This window comes from Neisseria sp. S1 (assembly GCF_048060015.1).
Lineage (GTDB): Bacteria > Pseudomonadota > Gammaproteobacteria > Burkholderiales > Neisseriaceae > Neisseria > Neisseria arctica.
Window position 1 is genome coordinate 55147 of the sequence record NZ_JBLUPI010000005.1, and the last position, 13720, is coordinate 68866.

The 13720-nt window shown below is 47.7% G+C and carries 10 protein-coding genes and 1 tRNA gene; 5 read left to right on the forward strand and 6 right to left on the reverse strand.

All coding sequences use genetic code 11. From position 1 onward, the window contains the following. Nucleotides 1-154 precede the first annotated feature (154 nt). From ACEPPX_RS05015 to gshA, 3 genes are all read left to right on the forward strand, one after another. Nucleotides 155-427, forward strand: a complete 273-nt coding sequence (locus tag ACEPPX_RS05015) for an ACT domain-containing protein (RefSeq protein ID WP_047760529.1) — start codon at nt 155-157, stop codon at nt 425-427. 9 nt (nt 428-436) lie between these two features. Further along, nucleotides 437-1798 (forward strand): PFL family protein, encoded by a 1362-nt coding sequence (locus tag ACEPPX_RS05020; RefSeq protein ID WP_416623180.1) that lies wholly within the window; start codon nt 437-439, stop codon nt 1796-1798. Between the two features lie 364 nt (nt 1799-2162). Continuing rightward, a complete protein-coding gene (gene gshA, locus ACEPPX_RS05025) occupies nt 2163-3509 on the forward strand; it encodes a glutamate--cysteine ligase (RefSeq protein WP_416623181.1) in 1347 nt (448 codons plus the stop codon). Nucleotides 3510-3574: 65 nt separating this feature from the next. Here the strand turns inward: gshA and adhP are convergent, their stop codons facing one another. Beyond that, the gene (gene adhP, locus ACEPPX_RS05030; RefSeq protein WP_416623182.1) at nt 3575-4603 is read right to left on the reverse strand and encodes an alcohol dehydrogenase AdhP; all 1029 of its coding nucleotides are present in this window, start codon (nt 4601-4603) and stop codon (nt 3575-3577) included. Between the two features lie 402 nt (nt 4604-5005). On the opposite strand from adhP, the gene trpS reads away from it, so the two are divergent. Then, entirely contained in the window at nt 5006-6013 is a 1008-nt protein-coding gene (gene trpS, locus ACEPPX_RS05035) for a tryptophan--tRNA ligase (protein ID WP_416623262.1), read from the forward strand. A gap of 336 nt (nt 6014-6349) precedes the next feature. Here the strand turns inward: trpS and ACEPPX_RS05040 are convergent, their stop codons facing one another. The 3 genes from ACEPPX_RS05040 to ACEPPX_RS05050 are packed head-to-tail and all read right to left on the reverse strand — an operon-like array spanning nt 6350 to nt 8194. Continuing rightward, the gene (locus ACEPPX_RS05040; RefSeq protein ID WP_416623183.1) at nt 6350-6979 is read right to left on the reverse strand and encodes an alpha/beta hydrolase; all 630 of its coding nucleotides are present in this window, start codon (nt 6977-6979) and stop codon (nt 6350-6352) included. A gap of 60 nt (nt 6980-7039) precedes the next feature. Further along, nucleotides 7040-7372, reverse strand: a complete 333-nt coding sequence (locus ACEPPX_RS05045) for a (2Fe-2S) ferredoxin domain-containing protein (protein WP_047760523.1) — start codon at nt 7370-7372, stop codon at nt 7040-7042. 30 nt (nt 7373-7402) lie between these two features. Then, nucleotides 7403-8194: a polyamine aminopropyltransferase gene (locus ACEPPX_RS05050; RefSeq protein WP_416623184.1), complete on the reverse strand. Its 792-nt coding sequence runs from the start codon at nt 8192-8194 to the stop codon at nt 7403-7405. A 214-nt stretch (nt 8195-8408) separates the two neighbouring features. Here ACEPPX_RS05050 and ACEPPX_RS05055 point away from each other — a divergent pair. Further along, nucleotides 8409-8484, forward strand: a tRNA-Thr gene (locus ACEPPX_RS05055). Between the two features lie 349 nt (nt 8485-8833). Here the strand turns inward: ACEPPX_RS05055 and putA are convergent. Both putA and ACEPPX_RS05065 read right to left on the reverse strand, forming a co-directional pair. Further along, nucleotides 8834-12433, reverse strand: coding sequence for a bifunctional proline dehydrogenase/L-glutamate gamma-semialdehyde dehydrogenase PutA (putA, locus tag ACEPPX_RS05060; RefSeq protein ID WP_416623185.1), 3600 nt, complete (start codon nt 12431-12433; stop codon nt 8834-8836). 275 nt (nt 12434-12708) lie between these two features. Continuing rightward, nucleotides 12709-13650 carry an ornithine cyclodeaminase family protein gene (locus tag ACEPPX_RS05065; RefSeq protein ID WP_416623186.1) on the reverse strand — a complete coding sequence of 314 codons (942 nt, stop codon included), beginning with the start codon at nt 13648-13650 and terminating at the stop codon, nt 12709-12711. Between the last annotated feature and the right edge of the window lie 70 nt (nt 13651-13720).

Genomic DNA, 13720 nt, shown 5'->3' on the forward strand with positions numbered 1-13720 from the left:
TCAAGATTTAATACACATTACACGATACCGGATAGTATCTGTATAATTTTATTTCAAGAGATATAAATCAAATGATTTTCAGACGGCCTTATTTATAATGCCGTCTGAAAGTATTTATACGACAAGACAACCTCCAGTCATAAGGAACGACAAGATGAGCAGTTCTGTTATTACCGTGATCGGTAAAGACCGTATCGGTATCGTTTACGATGTATCCAAACTGTTGGCCGAAAACCAATTGAATATCCTAAACATCAGCCAGCAGCTAATGGATGATTTTTTTACCATGATTATTTTGGTTGATACGAAAAAATGCCCGAAAAGCCGCCGGGAAATCTTAGATTTATTTGCAGAAGAAAGCAAAAAACTTGCTTTGGATATCCGTATGCAAAATGAAGAGATTTTTAACGCTATGCACCGTATTTAAGGGGATGTGATGCAAACGAGTATTCACTCCAACGAAATTTTGGAAACTGTCAAAATGGTGGCGGATCAAAACTTTGATGTCCGTACCATTACCATCGGTATCGACTTGCATGACTGCATCCATCCCGATATCGAGGTATTAAACCAAAATATTTACAATAAAATCACTACAATCGGTAAAGATTTAGTAGCTACGGCAAAGCATTTGTCGGCTAAATACGGTGTTCCGATTGTCAACCAACGTATTTCGGTAACGCCGATTGCACAAATTGCCGCGGCAACCGGTGCCGATAGCTATGTGAGCATTGCCCAAACTTTGGATAGGGCGGCAAAAGCCATCGGCGTATCGTTCATCGGCGGCTTTTCCGCTTTGGTGCAAAAAGGAATGTCGCCGGCAGACGAAGTATTGATCCGTTCGATTCCCGAAGCGATGAAAACCACTGATATCGTGTGTAGCTCGATTAATATCGGCTCGACCCGTGCGGGCATCAATATGGACGCAGTGAAGCTGGCGGGGGAAACCATTAAACGAACGGCGGAAATCACACCGGAAGGTTTCGGTTGCGCCAAAATCGTGGTGTTTTGCAATGCGGTGGAAGATAACCCTTTCATGGCAGGTGCATTTCACGGTTCGGGTGAAGCGGGGGCAGTGATTAATATCGGCGTATCCGGCCCCGGCGTCGTGAAAGCGGCTTTGGAAAATTCCAATGCGGTTACTTTAACCGAAGTAGCCGAGGTGGTGAAAAAAACTGCCTTCAAAATTACCCGTGTCGGTGAGCTTATCGGCCATGAAGCCAGTAAAATGCTGAATATTCCTTTTGGCATTTTGGATTTATCACTTGCTCCGACACCGGCGGTGGGTGATTCTGTGGCGCGTATTTTGGAAGAAATGGGCTTGAGCGTATGCGGTACGCACGGCACTACGGCTGCTTTGGCTTTGTTAAATGATGCCGTGAAAAAAGGTGGCATGATGGCATCAAGCGCGGTAGGCGGCTTGAGCGGTGCTTTTATTCCCGTATCGGAAGATGAGGGTATGATTGCTGCTGCCGAAAGCGGTGTGCTCACATTAGATAAATTGGAAGCCATGACCGCGGTTTGTTCGGTAGGCTTGGATATGGTAGCGGTGCCGGGCAGCACGTCGGCAGCCACCATTTCCGGCATTATTGCGGATGAAGCGGCCATCGGTATGATTAACAGTAAAACAACTGCCGTACGTATTATTCCCGTGCCGGGTAAAGATGTCGGCGATAGCGTGGAATTTGGCGGATTGCTGGGCTATGCGCCGATTATGCCGGTAAAGGAAGGTAGCTGCGAAATATTTGTTAATCGCGGCGGACGGATTCCCGCGCCGGTGCAATCCATGAAAAACTGATAAAACCGATGATGATATGAGGCCGTCTGAATATTTTTCAGACAGCCTTTTTAATTGGCTACCTATATTGGCTTTGCTTTTTATATTTGATTCATATATCAGCTAGAAGAAGGGGCTGTTCCCCTCATGGTTGTTCTTATCAAATGTCATTTTATTTGCAAGGCCGTCTGAAAGGCATACGAACTATTTATTGTCATATCCATTTATACAGGGTAACTTGCTATAATGCGACGGACAATACAGTTGTCTTTTGCCTGACGGGTTACCCTAAGCAAAGGATTCTGCTGACTTGCCGTATAGGGTGCCGAATTTCGGTATTTAAGGTTTAGGCCGTCTGAAAGGCTGATTTTATTAAGGAAAACCAATGTCGCTTCCCGTTATGTCTGAACAATATCTGCCTCGGCTGAAAGCTTTCGAGGCTGTTATTTTGGCCAACCAAACCAAAATCGAGGCATGGTTCCGCCAAAAGTGGAGTGAGCATACGCCACCATTTTACGGTTCGGTTGATATCCGTAATGCCGGATACAAAATGGCTTCTATCGATATGAATCTGTTTCCCGGCGGTTTTAATAATCTCAACCCGGCAGTAGTGCCGCTGGCGGCTTTGGCTGCACAGAGTGCGGTAGAGCGTGCTTGCGAAACGGCCAAATCGATTTTGATTGTGCCTGAGAACCATACGCGTAATACGTTTTACCTGCAAAACGTGTATGCATTGAGCAATATTTTGCGTTCGGCAGGTTTTGAGGTCCGCTTGGGCAGTTTGAATCCTGAAATTACGGAACCTACCGAATTAACCACAGCCTTAGGCGATAAGGTTTTGTTGGAACCTTTGCAATATACGCGCAACCGTGTTCATTTGGCAGACGGCTTTTCACCTTGTTTGGTGTTGTTGAATAATGATTTGTCCGCAGGTGTACCGGAAATTCTGAATGGCTTGAGCCAAAAAGTGCTGCCCCCGTTGCACGGTGGCTGGACTTCGCGTCGGAAAACGGCGCATTTTGCCGCCTATAATGAAGTGGCGGCAGAATTTGCCGAATTAATCGGCATTGACGAGTGGCAGATTAACCCGTATTTCGAACAAATCAGCGGTTTGAATTTCCAAGACCGTGAGGGTGAAGACGCACTGGCCGATGCGGTGGAGAGAATGCTGGCAAAGATTCAGGCCAAATACGATGAAAAAGGTATTACCGATAAGCCCTTCGTGATTGTAAAAGCGGATGCCGGCACTTATGGTATGGGTGTGATGAGCGTGAAATCGGCAGACGAAATTCGCGGGCTCAACCGTAAAAACCGCAATAAAATGGCCAAAGTGAAAGAGGGCCTAGAAGTTAGCGAGGTTATCGTTCAAGAGGGTATTTATACTTACGAAACCCTAAACGGCGCGGTTTCCGAACCGGTGGTTTATATGGTAGACCGTTTTGTTGTGGGTGGTTTTTTCCGTGTACACGAAGGCCGCGGCACGGATGAAAACCTCAATGCTTCGGGTATGCTGTTTGTGCCTTTAGAGCAAAATATTCCGGTAGCGGGCGACGAAAGCGGAGGGGAGGAACGCTGCAAACGGGTATTTGCCCAATGGGACAGCTTGGGCGTACCGCAAACCAACGGCGATCTTGATTGCGAATGCAACCGACTTTATGTTTACGGTGTATTGGCAAGGCTTTCATTGTTAGCCGCAGCATTGGAGCTTGAGCAGACCCAACCTGCCTCGTAAGTGCACACTATAAAAACATGCCGTCTGAAACTTTCAGACGGCATGTTTTTTATCTAAATGATAAATTAGTGTTTACAGCATTTTTTCATATCCAACACCATACGGCCTTGGATTTTACCATCGTGCATTTCTTGGAAAATGTCGCCTACTTCATCCAATGCGCGAGTCTGCACCACTGGCACGACCAAGCCGCGGGCGCCGAAGTCGAAGGCTTCCGCCAAGTCTTGGCGTGTGCCGACTAAGGAACCGACAACTTCGATGCCGTCCAAAACCGTGCGCGGGATAGACAAATCCATAGTTTCCACCGGCAGACCGACCGCAACCACACGGCCACCTGCGCGAACGCTGTCTACCGCGTTATTGAAGGCCACTTTGGATACCGCCGTAACGACAGCGCAATGACTACCGCCGTCGGTAATTTCTTTGATACGGGCGACGACATCTTCTTTAGCGCTGTTGATGACTACTTCAGCGCCTACTTCTTTGGCTAATTGCAGTTTGTCGTCATTAATATCAACGGCAATCACGCGCGCACCGAATACTTTAGCGGCGTATTGAACGGCCAAGTTGCCCAAACCACCTGCACCATACATGGCAATCCATTGACCGGGACGTACACCTGCTACTTTGGTGGCTTTGTAAGTGGTCACACCCGCACAGGTAATCGAGCTGGCTTGAGCCGGATCGAGATTATCCGGCACTTTAACCGCATAATCTGCTTCAACGACACAATATTCAGCCATGCCGCCGTCTACGGTATAGCCGGCATTTTTTACGGTACGGCATAAGGTTTCACGCCCGCTGTTGCAATATTCGCAATGCCCGCAGCTTTGGTAAAGCCAGGCGATGCTGACACGGTCGCCCACTTTTAAACTGGTCACATCAGGCGCGATTTCCTTAACGATGCCTATGCCTTCATGACCTAATACGCGACCGGGTTGTTTGCCGTAATCGCCGGCTGCCACATGAAGGTCGGTATGGCATACACCACAATACTCCACCTCAACCAAAGCCTGGCCGGAGCCTACTTGGGGAATGTCTTTTTCTACTACTTCTACGCCGTTACAGGCTTGATTGACAACTGCTGCTTTCATATCGTTACTCCTTATCAAAAAATATTGGAAACCGGTTGAATGAAACAGATGCAATAACCGTTTGATCGTAGCTGTCTTGCGGTAGGATTGTTGCTTCATTCGAAATAAGCAATCTTTTACAAGACAATATCAGTATTGCCTAAGCAGGTTGTTGATTCAAATTAAAAATCATAAAGGTTTTTCCAAAGCCGAAAAAATTGGCCAATGTGACTTTATAACGTTATGGTTGGCGGATAGGGTAGATATGTAAGTTTTGTATCACACACTGTTCTAGTATGTTATCAAACATATGTGTATCTAAAATGTAGGCTTAAATAGTGGTATTTCGCATAGCAGTGATGATTTTGCTATAATCAAAGACTTTAAGAGCCGGCTTTTCAGACGGCTGCCAATCGGAAAATAATCATGACTAAACGCGTATTGACGGGTGTTACTACCACAGGTATTCCACATTTGGGCAATTATGTCGGCGCAATCCGCCCCGCCATTCGGGCCAGCCAAGAAGAGAATACCGAATCTTTCTTATTCTTAGCCGATTACCATGGCCTGATCAAATGCCGTGATCCCGAAATGATTCATCAATCTACGCAGGCTGTTGCCGCTACTTGGTTGGCTTGCGGCTTGGATCCTGAGCGGACGACTTTTTACCGCCAGTCTGACATTCCCGAAATTATGGAATTAAACTGGATCCTCACCTGTATCACGGCCAAAGGCTTGATGAATCGCGCACACGCTTACAAAGCGGCTGTTCAGGCCAACGAAGAAGAGGGTAATGATCCCGATGCAGCGGTCGATATGGGTTTGTTTTGCTATCCGATGTTGATGAGTGCCGATATTCTGATGTTCCGCGCACATGATGTGCCGGTAGGTCGCGACCAAATCCAACATGTTGAAATGGCACGTGATATTGCAGGACGTTTTAATCATCTTTACCGTGATTTATTTGTATTGCCCGAAGCCAAAATCGAAGAAAACGTTCAAACTTTGGTAGGCTTGGACGGCCGGAAAATGAGTAAAAGCTACGGTAATACTATTCCGCTTTTTGAAACCGAGAAAAAATTGCAAAAAGCCGTGAATAAAATCGTAACCAATTTGAAAGAGCCGGGAGAGCCCAAAGGTACGGATGAAAGCCCTTTATTTGAAATCTACAAAGCTTTTGCTACCGAAGAGGAAACCGCTGCTTTTGCCGCTTCTCTTGCCGAGGGTTTAGCTTGGGGAGAAGCCAAAAAAATATTGGGTGCGAAGCTGAACGAAGAATTAGCCGACAAGCGTGAGCGCTATCACGAGTTGACCGCCAATCCTGCCAAAATCGAAGAAATTTTGTTGGCAGGTGCTGAAAAAGCACGTGCAGAGGCGCGTGAGCTTTTGGCACAAGTGCGCGATTCAGTGGGTATCCGCGTATTGAAGTAAATTTTTAACAATAGAATGAAAAGGCCGTCTGAAATTTTCAGACGGCCTTTTTGTTTTAGAATACCTACAGGTAATTGTTTTTAAAATAGTTCAATATCATTAGAATAGATTTTTAAATGTTGATTGAATAATAAAATTTTTTATTGGGAAAATCTCTGCATTGGTAAGGGCATATGAATTTACTCTTCTTATATTGGTTGGGTGTTATTTGAAAAGTAAACAGTGCCGTCTGAAATTTTCAGACGGCACTGTTTATCAGCTGTCATCAAGCAGGTTTGCTTGAATTGGGGGCATGAAGAATACAAATTCGGATTGGTTGATAGGACAACACGGTGTTTATAAAAAAGCAGGAGCTAAACGGGTAATCGTATCGCGCAGTGCAATTAGTTTGCCGTGGAAGAAATGAGAGGCTTGGGGTACGGTTATAACAGGAATGTCTTGGACAGCGGCCCATTTCAGCGCATTATTCAGGGGAACGACATCATCGGTTTCGCCGTGAATCAACAAGGTTTGCGCAGGTACGGGAGAAGCTGGTTCGCTCCGTTCATACATACCGACGGCAGGTCCCATTAACACTAGTAAATGGGGCGTTCGTGTTTGAGAGGCGAAAAGTGAGACATAACCGCCAAATGAAAAACCGCCAAGTACAAATTTGGGCGCATCAGGATGTTGGGTACGGGCATAATCGATTACAGCAATACAGTCTTCAGTTTCACCTTGGCCGTAATCATGTGTGCCATCGCTGTTGCCCACTCCGCGCAAATTAGGCAGGTAACAATGGAAGCCCAATTGACTGAGTGCTTTGGCAGCGGTTTGTATTACTTTGTTGGTATTGGTTCCGCCTTGGCGGGGATTGGGATGGTTGATAACCGCCACACCGCAAGCATTACCTTGGGCGGGAATATAAATGGTTTCCAGCAAACCTGCCGGACCGGGAATCATAATAGGAGTAGGGGCTTTTAGCATAATGTTTCGTTAATAGGGAGGCCGTCTGAATTTGGGTTAGAGGGGAGCAGAATGCGGTATTTATTCGGATGCCGGCGGATCAATCAATAAACGCTCGACAGCTTTGCCTTGTGCCAAATCTTGGGAAAGAATGTCTTGCAGATCTTCTTCATCAACATAGGTATACCAGCGGCCTTCAGGATAAATGACCATAGCCGGGCCGGATTCGCAGCGCCCGAGGCAGCCCGTGCTGCTGATACGCAGTTTGCCCGGGCCGATTAAGCCTTGCTGTTTGGCGCGGCCTTTTAAAAAATCAACTGCTGCATCACCTTCGCCGTTATCGTTACAGCTTTGTTTGCAGTTATCGTGGCGGGCATTGGTGCAGATAAATAAATGTCGTTCGAAATAGCTCATGAGATATCCTGTGGGTGCCGTCTGAAAAGTTTATAAAAATAAATTTTTACCGTTGTTCACATTATGTGATTTTATGGCTGAAAGCATACGCTTGAAATCCAAATTGTATTTTTCGCTCAATTTCTCGGCACGTTTTTTCAGATTGTCGAAATTTTGTTCGCGCGGAGCGCTTTGAAAAGCAAAAACCGCCATATTCCCGTGGCTTTCTGCAGGCAATTCCAACACACGACCTTCGAAGACGTCAAGCAGGCTTTCGACAAACCGTTGGTAGCGTTTGTCGCCGCTCCACCAGTTGGTTACGAATATACCGTCCGCCGATAAAGCGCGGCGGCAGTCGGCAAAAAAAGTTTCGCTTACCAGTGCATCGATAATTTGTTCACCGTCAAAGCCGTCTACTAAAATCACATCAGTACCGCCGCGTACGGTTTTAATATATTCGGCTCCATCTGCCTCAACGATTTCAAATTGCTCTCCTTCAAACGGCAATTCGAACAAACTGCGCGCGACACTGATAACTTGCGGATTAATATCTACAGCGGTTTGTTTGGTATGCGGCAGATAAGCATCAATCCAGCGTGCAAACGAACCACCGCCCAAGCCGATTTGGGTAATATGTTCGGGTTCCTTTTCGGTAAACAGTAGCCAAGCCATCATGGCACGACTGTAAGACAATACCAATTCGGCAGGGTAATCCAGATTCATAGAGCTTTGAATTGTGGCGCTGCCTAAATGCAGCGAGCGGATGTTGCCTTCTTCGGAAATACCTACTTCGGGCAATTCGAATTTCTGTGCCCTAAGGCGGCGGTAGGGATGTTGTGCCATAGATGAAAGCGATGGATATAAAGACGTTTATTTTAATACAAATCAGCTTTGCAGACAGATTTTTATCAGAAAAGGTAACTGGATTTATACTTTGTATAGCTTAATCTGAAAAATAATTCAGATAAAAAACATGATATTATATTTAATTTGTAAAATTTTTTACCGATATCGCTTGCCAATGTTAAAAAAAATAGGCATAATGCGTGCTTCTTTAGCCGGTATAGCTCAGTTGGTAGAGCAGCTGACTTGTAATCAGAAGGTCCCGAGTTCGACTCTTGGTGCCGGCACCAAAAAATTTAAAAATAGCCTAGTTTGATAACTAGGCTATTTTTCATATGTGGCCTGCTTAAGTTTGGGAAAATTTTATTAGATATTGGCAAACTCTTCATTGTGATTGATGTTTTGGGTAAGCGCGCTTTTTTATATTTTATAAATTTATATTTTATGAATAAGGCATTATTCAAATATTAAATAAATTTCAAATAAGGTAGTTGGCAAGTAGAATTGTAAAATCAGGCCGTCTGAAAATTATCATGATTGAACCAAAGTTGTAATCATCAAAAGTTACTTTGAAGTTAAAATGGCACAAAATATAAAAAGCCGCCCGGTAATTCCGGGCGGCTTTTTGTTGTGGATTTTTTATACCTCAGACATCGTCATCAGGCTGGCATTGCCACCCGCTGCGGTGGTATTGGTACTACGGCTGATTTCTTCGAAAAGCTGCAACGTATCCACGCCGGCTTGAGCATTGGCGATACGGATCAGTGCTCCGTCGGTTTCGGCCAGGGCGCGTTTGATTTCAACGGGTAAGCTTTCAAGTGCGACGATATGGCTGATGCCGGTTTGTTCCGGATAGGCCGATACTTCCAAATGATTGCCTAAATGCTCTTGCCAGATGGCCAATGGATGGGCGGGTAACACCGATGCCTTGATATTGGCTGCGCCCAAGTGGATAAGCGCGGCGTAAGCGCTTTCCAGTGTGCCGCCGTAGAGCCATACTTTTTTCGGTGCTTTCCAGGTTAGCACGTTGTTTTCTCCGGTAGGCCCGGTTAATACGGATTTGGCTCCGCGTAAAGTATTAACGCGGCATTTGCCCAATTCGGCGGCCAAGCGCAATTTGGTTTCTTGGTCGAAACCCATTTGGTGCATTTGGCTTTCCAATTCGGCCAGAGCTTTTTCATCCGCTTTTCCAATACGGTTGAGTGTCGGAGACTTCCAATATTCGGCTGCGGTAAGGCGTTGCAGGTAGAAAGGGCCGCCTGCTTTTGGTCCGGTACCTGATAGACCGTGGCCGCCGAAGGGTTGCACGCCTACTACTGCGCCGACAATATTGCGGTTCACATAGATATTGCCTGCTTCGATGCGTTCGGCGATATGCTCGATAGTGCTGTCGATACGGCTGTGGATGCCGTGAGTTAGGGCATAGCCTTTGGCATTGATTTGGTCGATCAGCTGGTCAAGCTCTTCTGCGCGGTAGCGTACGACATGCAATACGGGGCCGAATACTTCGCGTTGCAGCTCGTTGAGGTTGTTCAGCTCAAATAAAACCGGGGCTACGAAAGTAGCGTTTTCGGCACCTTCGGGCAGGGCGGTTTGATGATAAGCCTTGGCGGCTTTTTTCATCTTTTCAATGTGGGTGAGCAGATTATGCTGTGCTTCTGCATCAATCACCGGGCCGATATCGGTATGCAGCTTGATAGGATTGCCGACGCGTAATTCGTTCATGGCGCCTTTAATCATAGTCAGCATGTGATCGGCAATGTCTTCTTGCAAACAGAGGATACGGAGTGCGGAGCAACGCTGGCCGGCACTGTCGAATGCGGAATTGATGACATCGCCGCATACTTGTTCGGCTAAGGCGGTACTGTCGACGATCATGGCGTTTTGGCCGCCGGTTTCGGCGATTAATACGGGTGTATCCGCACGGTTTGCCAAAGTGCGGTTAATGAGCTTGGCCACTTCGGTAGAACCTGTAAAAATCACACCGTTGATACGTGAGTCTTGTGTCAATGCGGCTCCGGCCTCGCCTGCACCCAATACCAGTTGTAGGGCATCTTTAGGGATACCGGCTTCGTGCATCAGCCGTACGGCGTAATAGGCAATCAGGCTGGTTTGTTCGGCAGGTTTGGCGACTACCGTATTCCCTGCGGCCAAAGCGGCTACTACTTCGCCGGTAAAGATGGCCAGCGGGAAGTTCCACGGGCTGATGGCAACAATGGTACCGAGTGCGCGTTCGTTGCGCAGGGTTTGTTCTGCCTCCTCGGCATAGTAGCGGCAGAAGTCGATGGCTTCGCGCACTTCTGCAATGGCGTTTTGCAAGGTTTTTCCGGCTTCGCGCACTGCCAGCATCATGAGCTGTGGTGTGTGTGCTTCAAGCAAGTCGGCAAAGCGGCGTAGGCATTCTGCGCGCTCGGTTGCTGTTTTGGCTGACCATGTGGTTTCGGCGGTATTGGCGGCAGCGATAACGTCGCTGATAGAGGCCGTCTGAATAAAGGCCGCACTGCCTACCGTGTCATTATGGTCGGCCGGATTGAGCACCGGATGGGCGGGTTGGCTTTCTACCGGTACGGCGGTAATGGAAACAGCCTCGATCAGTTGGGCTGCCGCTTCATTCATTTCGCGCTCAATCGCTTGTAAAACAAACTCGTTACTTAAATCGACACCGGCAGCGTTCAGACGGCTTATGCCGTATAGATGTCGGGGCAGCGGCAGTGCGGCATGCATACGGCCTGCGGTTTGTTCGGCGGTATCAAGCGGGCATTTTACCAAGTCGTCTATGCTGACTTTTTCATCGACGATTTGGTTAACGAATGATGAGTTTGCACCGTTTTCTAGCAGGCGGCGTACTAAGTAGGCCAATAGGGTTTCGTGTGTGCCTACGGGCGCATAGATACGGCAGCGGCGGCCTAGGTTTTGCGGGCCGACAACTTGGTCGTACAGGGTTTCGCCCATACCGTGCAGGCATTGGTGTTCGAAGTCTTTGCCTTCTCCCATTTGGTAAATGGCAGCAAGGGTATAGGCGTTATGGGTAGCGAATTGGGGGAATATGGCATCTTGTGCCGCCAGAAGTTTGCGCGCACAGGCGAGATAAGAAACATCCGTATGTACTTTACGGGTGTAAACCGGATAGCCGTCTAAGCCGTCAACCTGCGCCCATTTGATTTCACTGTCCCAATATGCGCCTTTAACCAAACGGATCATGAGTTTTTGGTTATTGCGGCGGGCTAGGTCGATCAGATAATCGATGACAAAGGGGCAGCGTTTTTGATAAGCCTGTACGACAAAGCCGATACCGTGAAAGCCGGCCAAATCGGGATCGGACACCAGAGCTTCCATCAAATCAAGTGATAATTCAAGGCGGTTGGCTTCTTCGGCATCAATATTCAGGCCGATATCGTATTGTTTGGCCAATAGGAATAATTGTTTTAGGCGCGGCAATAATTCGTTCATCACACGCTCATGCTGGGCGCGTACATAACGGGGGTGAATGGCCGAGAGTTTGACTGAAATACCGTTGCCCTCGTATACGCCGGCTCCTGCGGCATCTTTGCCGATGGCATGGATGGCGTCAACATAGTCTTGGTAGTAGCGGTCAGCATCTGCTTGGGTCATAGCGGCTTCGCCGAGCATATCAAATGAGAAGCGGTAGCCCATTTTCTCGCGCTCTTTGCTGTTTTTCAGCGCTTCTTCAATGGTTTGTCCTGTAACGAATTGTTTGCCCAAAAGGCGCATGGCGTAATCGACGCCTTTGCGGATGAGGGGTTCGCCGCCTTTGCTGACAACGCGGGTTAGTGCAGAACCGAGATTTTGCTGTTTGGTGTTCGCAGAGGTGAGTTTGCCGGTAATCAACAAGCCCCAGGCGGCTGCATTGACAAACAACGACGGACTGTTGTTCAGATGGCTTTTCCAGTCGCCGCCGGAGAGTTTGTCTTGAATCAGTTTGTTACGGGTGGCGGTATCGGGAATGCGCAGCAGGGCTTCTGCCAAACACATTAAGGCAACGCCTTCTTCGCTGGAAAGTGAAAATTCGTGCATGAGGGCATCAACGCCGCTGGCTTTGCTGCGGTTTTCACGCACTTGGGTAACTAGGCGGCGAGCCAGTTTGGCGGCGGCCTCGCGCTCCAGCGAGGTCATTTGCGCTTGGTTGAGCATATCTGCAACGGCTTCGGCTTCATCGCGGCGGTAAGCGGCAGTGATGGCATTGCGTAATTCTGATTGAGAGTGAGAAAAGGCGAACATTTAGGTGTAATCCTTTTAATAACAGTGGAAAAGCACGGCTGGTTTATAAAACCGGCTTTTGTGGGTACAGGATGGCTATTTTACTTGGAAGGCAGCTTGTTTTGCCGTGTTTTCTTTTGTTCCAAGTCAATGTTCCGCATAGCTGTCATGCTATGTAGGTATATTGTTTTAAAAATAGTTTTTGTAAGCCATATTGTGCTAAACAAGCTTATATATCAGAAGCGGCCTGTTCGGGCAAGCAGGCCGTCTGAAAATATAGTTACCAGGTTGTATGCTTATTGGTTCTCATCGCGTGTATAAACTAAAACCGCGGCAGCCAGATCTTCGGCAGCTGTGCCGACCGCTTTATATACGGTAATCTCCTCCTCGCGGCTGCGCCCGGGATGTTTGCCTTGGCAGAGGCTTTCCAAATCGGCGCATACTTGTTCTCGTTTGAAAATGCCGGCGGCCATAGGCGAAAGCAAATCTCCGGCTTTATCGAGAGCCTCGTCCGTATCGACAAATACTGAGGTGTCGGCAAACATGGCATCATCCGTTTCGCGCATATCAGGCTTGAAACTGCCAATTAAATCAATGTGTGTGCCGGGACGGACCCATTCACGCAGAACCAGAGGGGCGGTAGATAAGGTAGCGCAGCTGACGATATCACTGCTTTGCACTGCACTTTGCAAATTTGTTACGGCCTCGGCATTGAAGCCTTGCTGCCGTAGCGTTTCGGCAAGCTGTTCTGCCTGTTTGGGATAGATGTTCCAAATAAGAATTTTTTCCAGACGGCGCACTTCCGCATATGCCGGAGCAATTTCACGGGCAACATTACCGGCTCCGACAATCAGTAAACGGGAAGCATCTTCGCGTGCCAAATATTTGGCGGCCAATGCCGAAGCGGCAGCAGTGCGGCGGCAGGTGATTTGGTTGCCGTCCATTACGGCAACGGGTACACCGTTTCGAGCGTCAAACAACGTGTAGGTGGAATGTAGGCCGGGCAATTGGAATTTGGCACTGTTATCCGGGTAAATGGTAACGTGTTTAATCCCCAGATATTTGTTTTTTTGCCAAGCAGGCATCAATAGCAGGGTGGCAGCAGTATCATCACTGTCGATAGCGTGTATGTGGCGGCGCGGTACGGTACAGCCTTCGTTGAAAACTGCGTGGATGGCTTCGATTAATTCGGGATAGGGCATGCGTTCGCCGGTGCTTTGGTAGTCGAAAATCTGCATATCGGATTCCTGAATGATTGTGAGATAGTAGGGAATAATCGTTATCTTATCATATTGTATATTTTCGTAT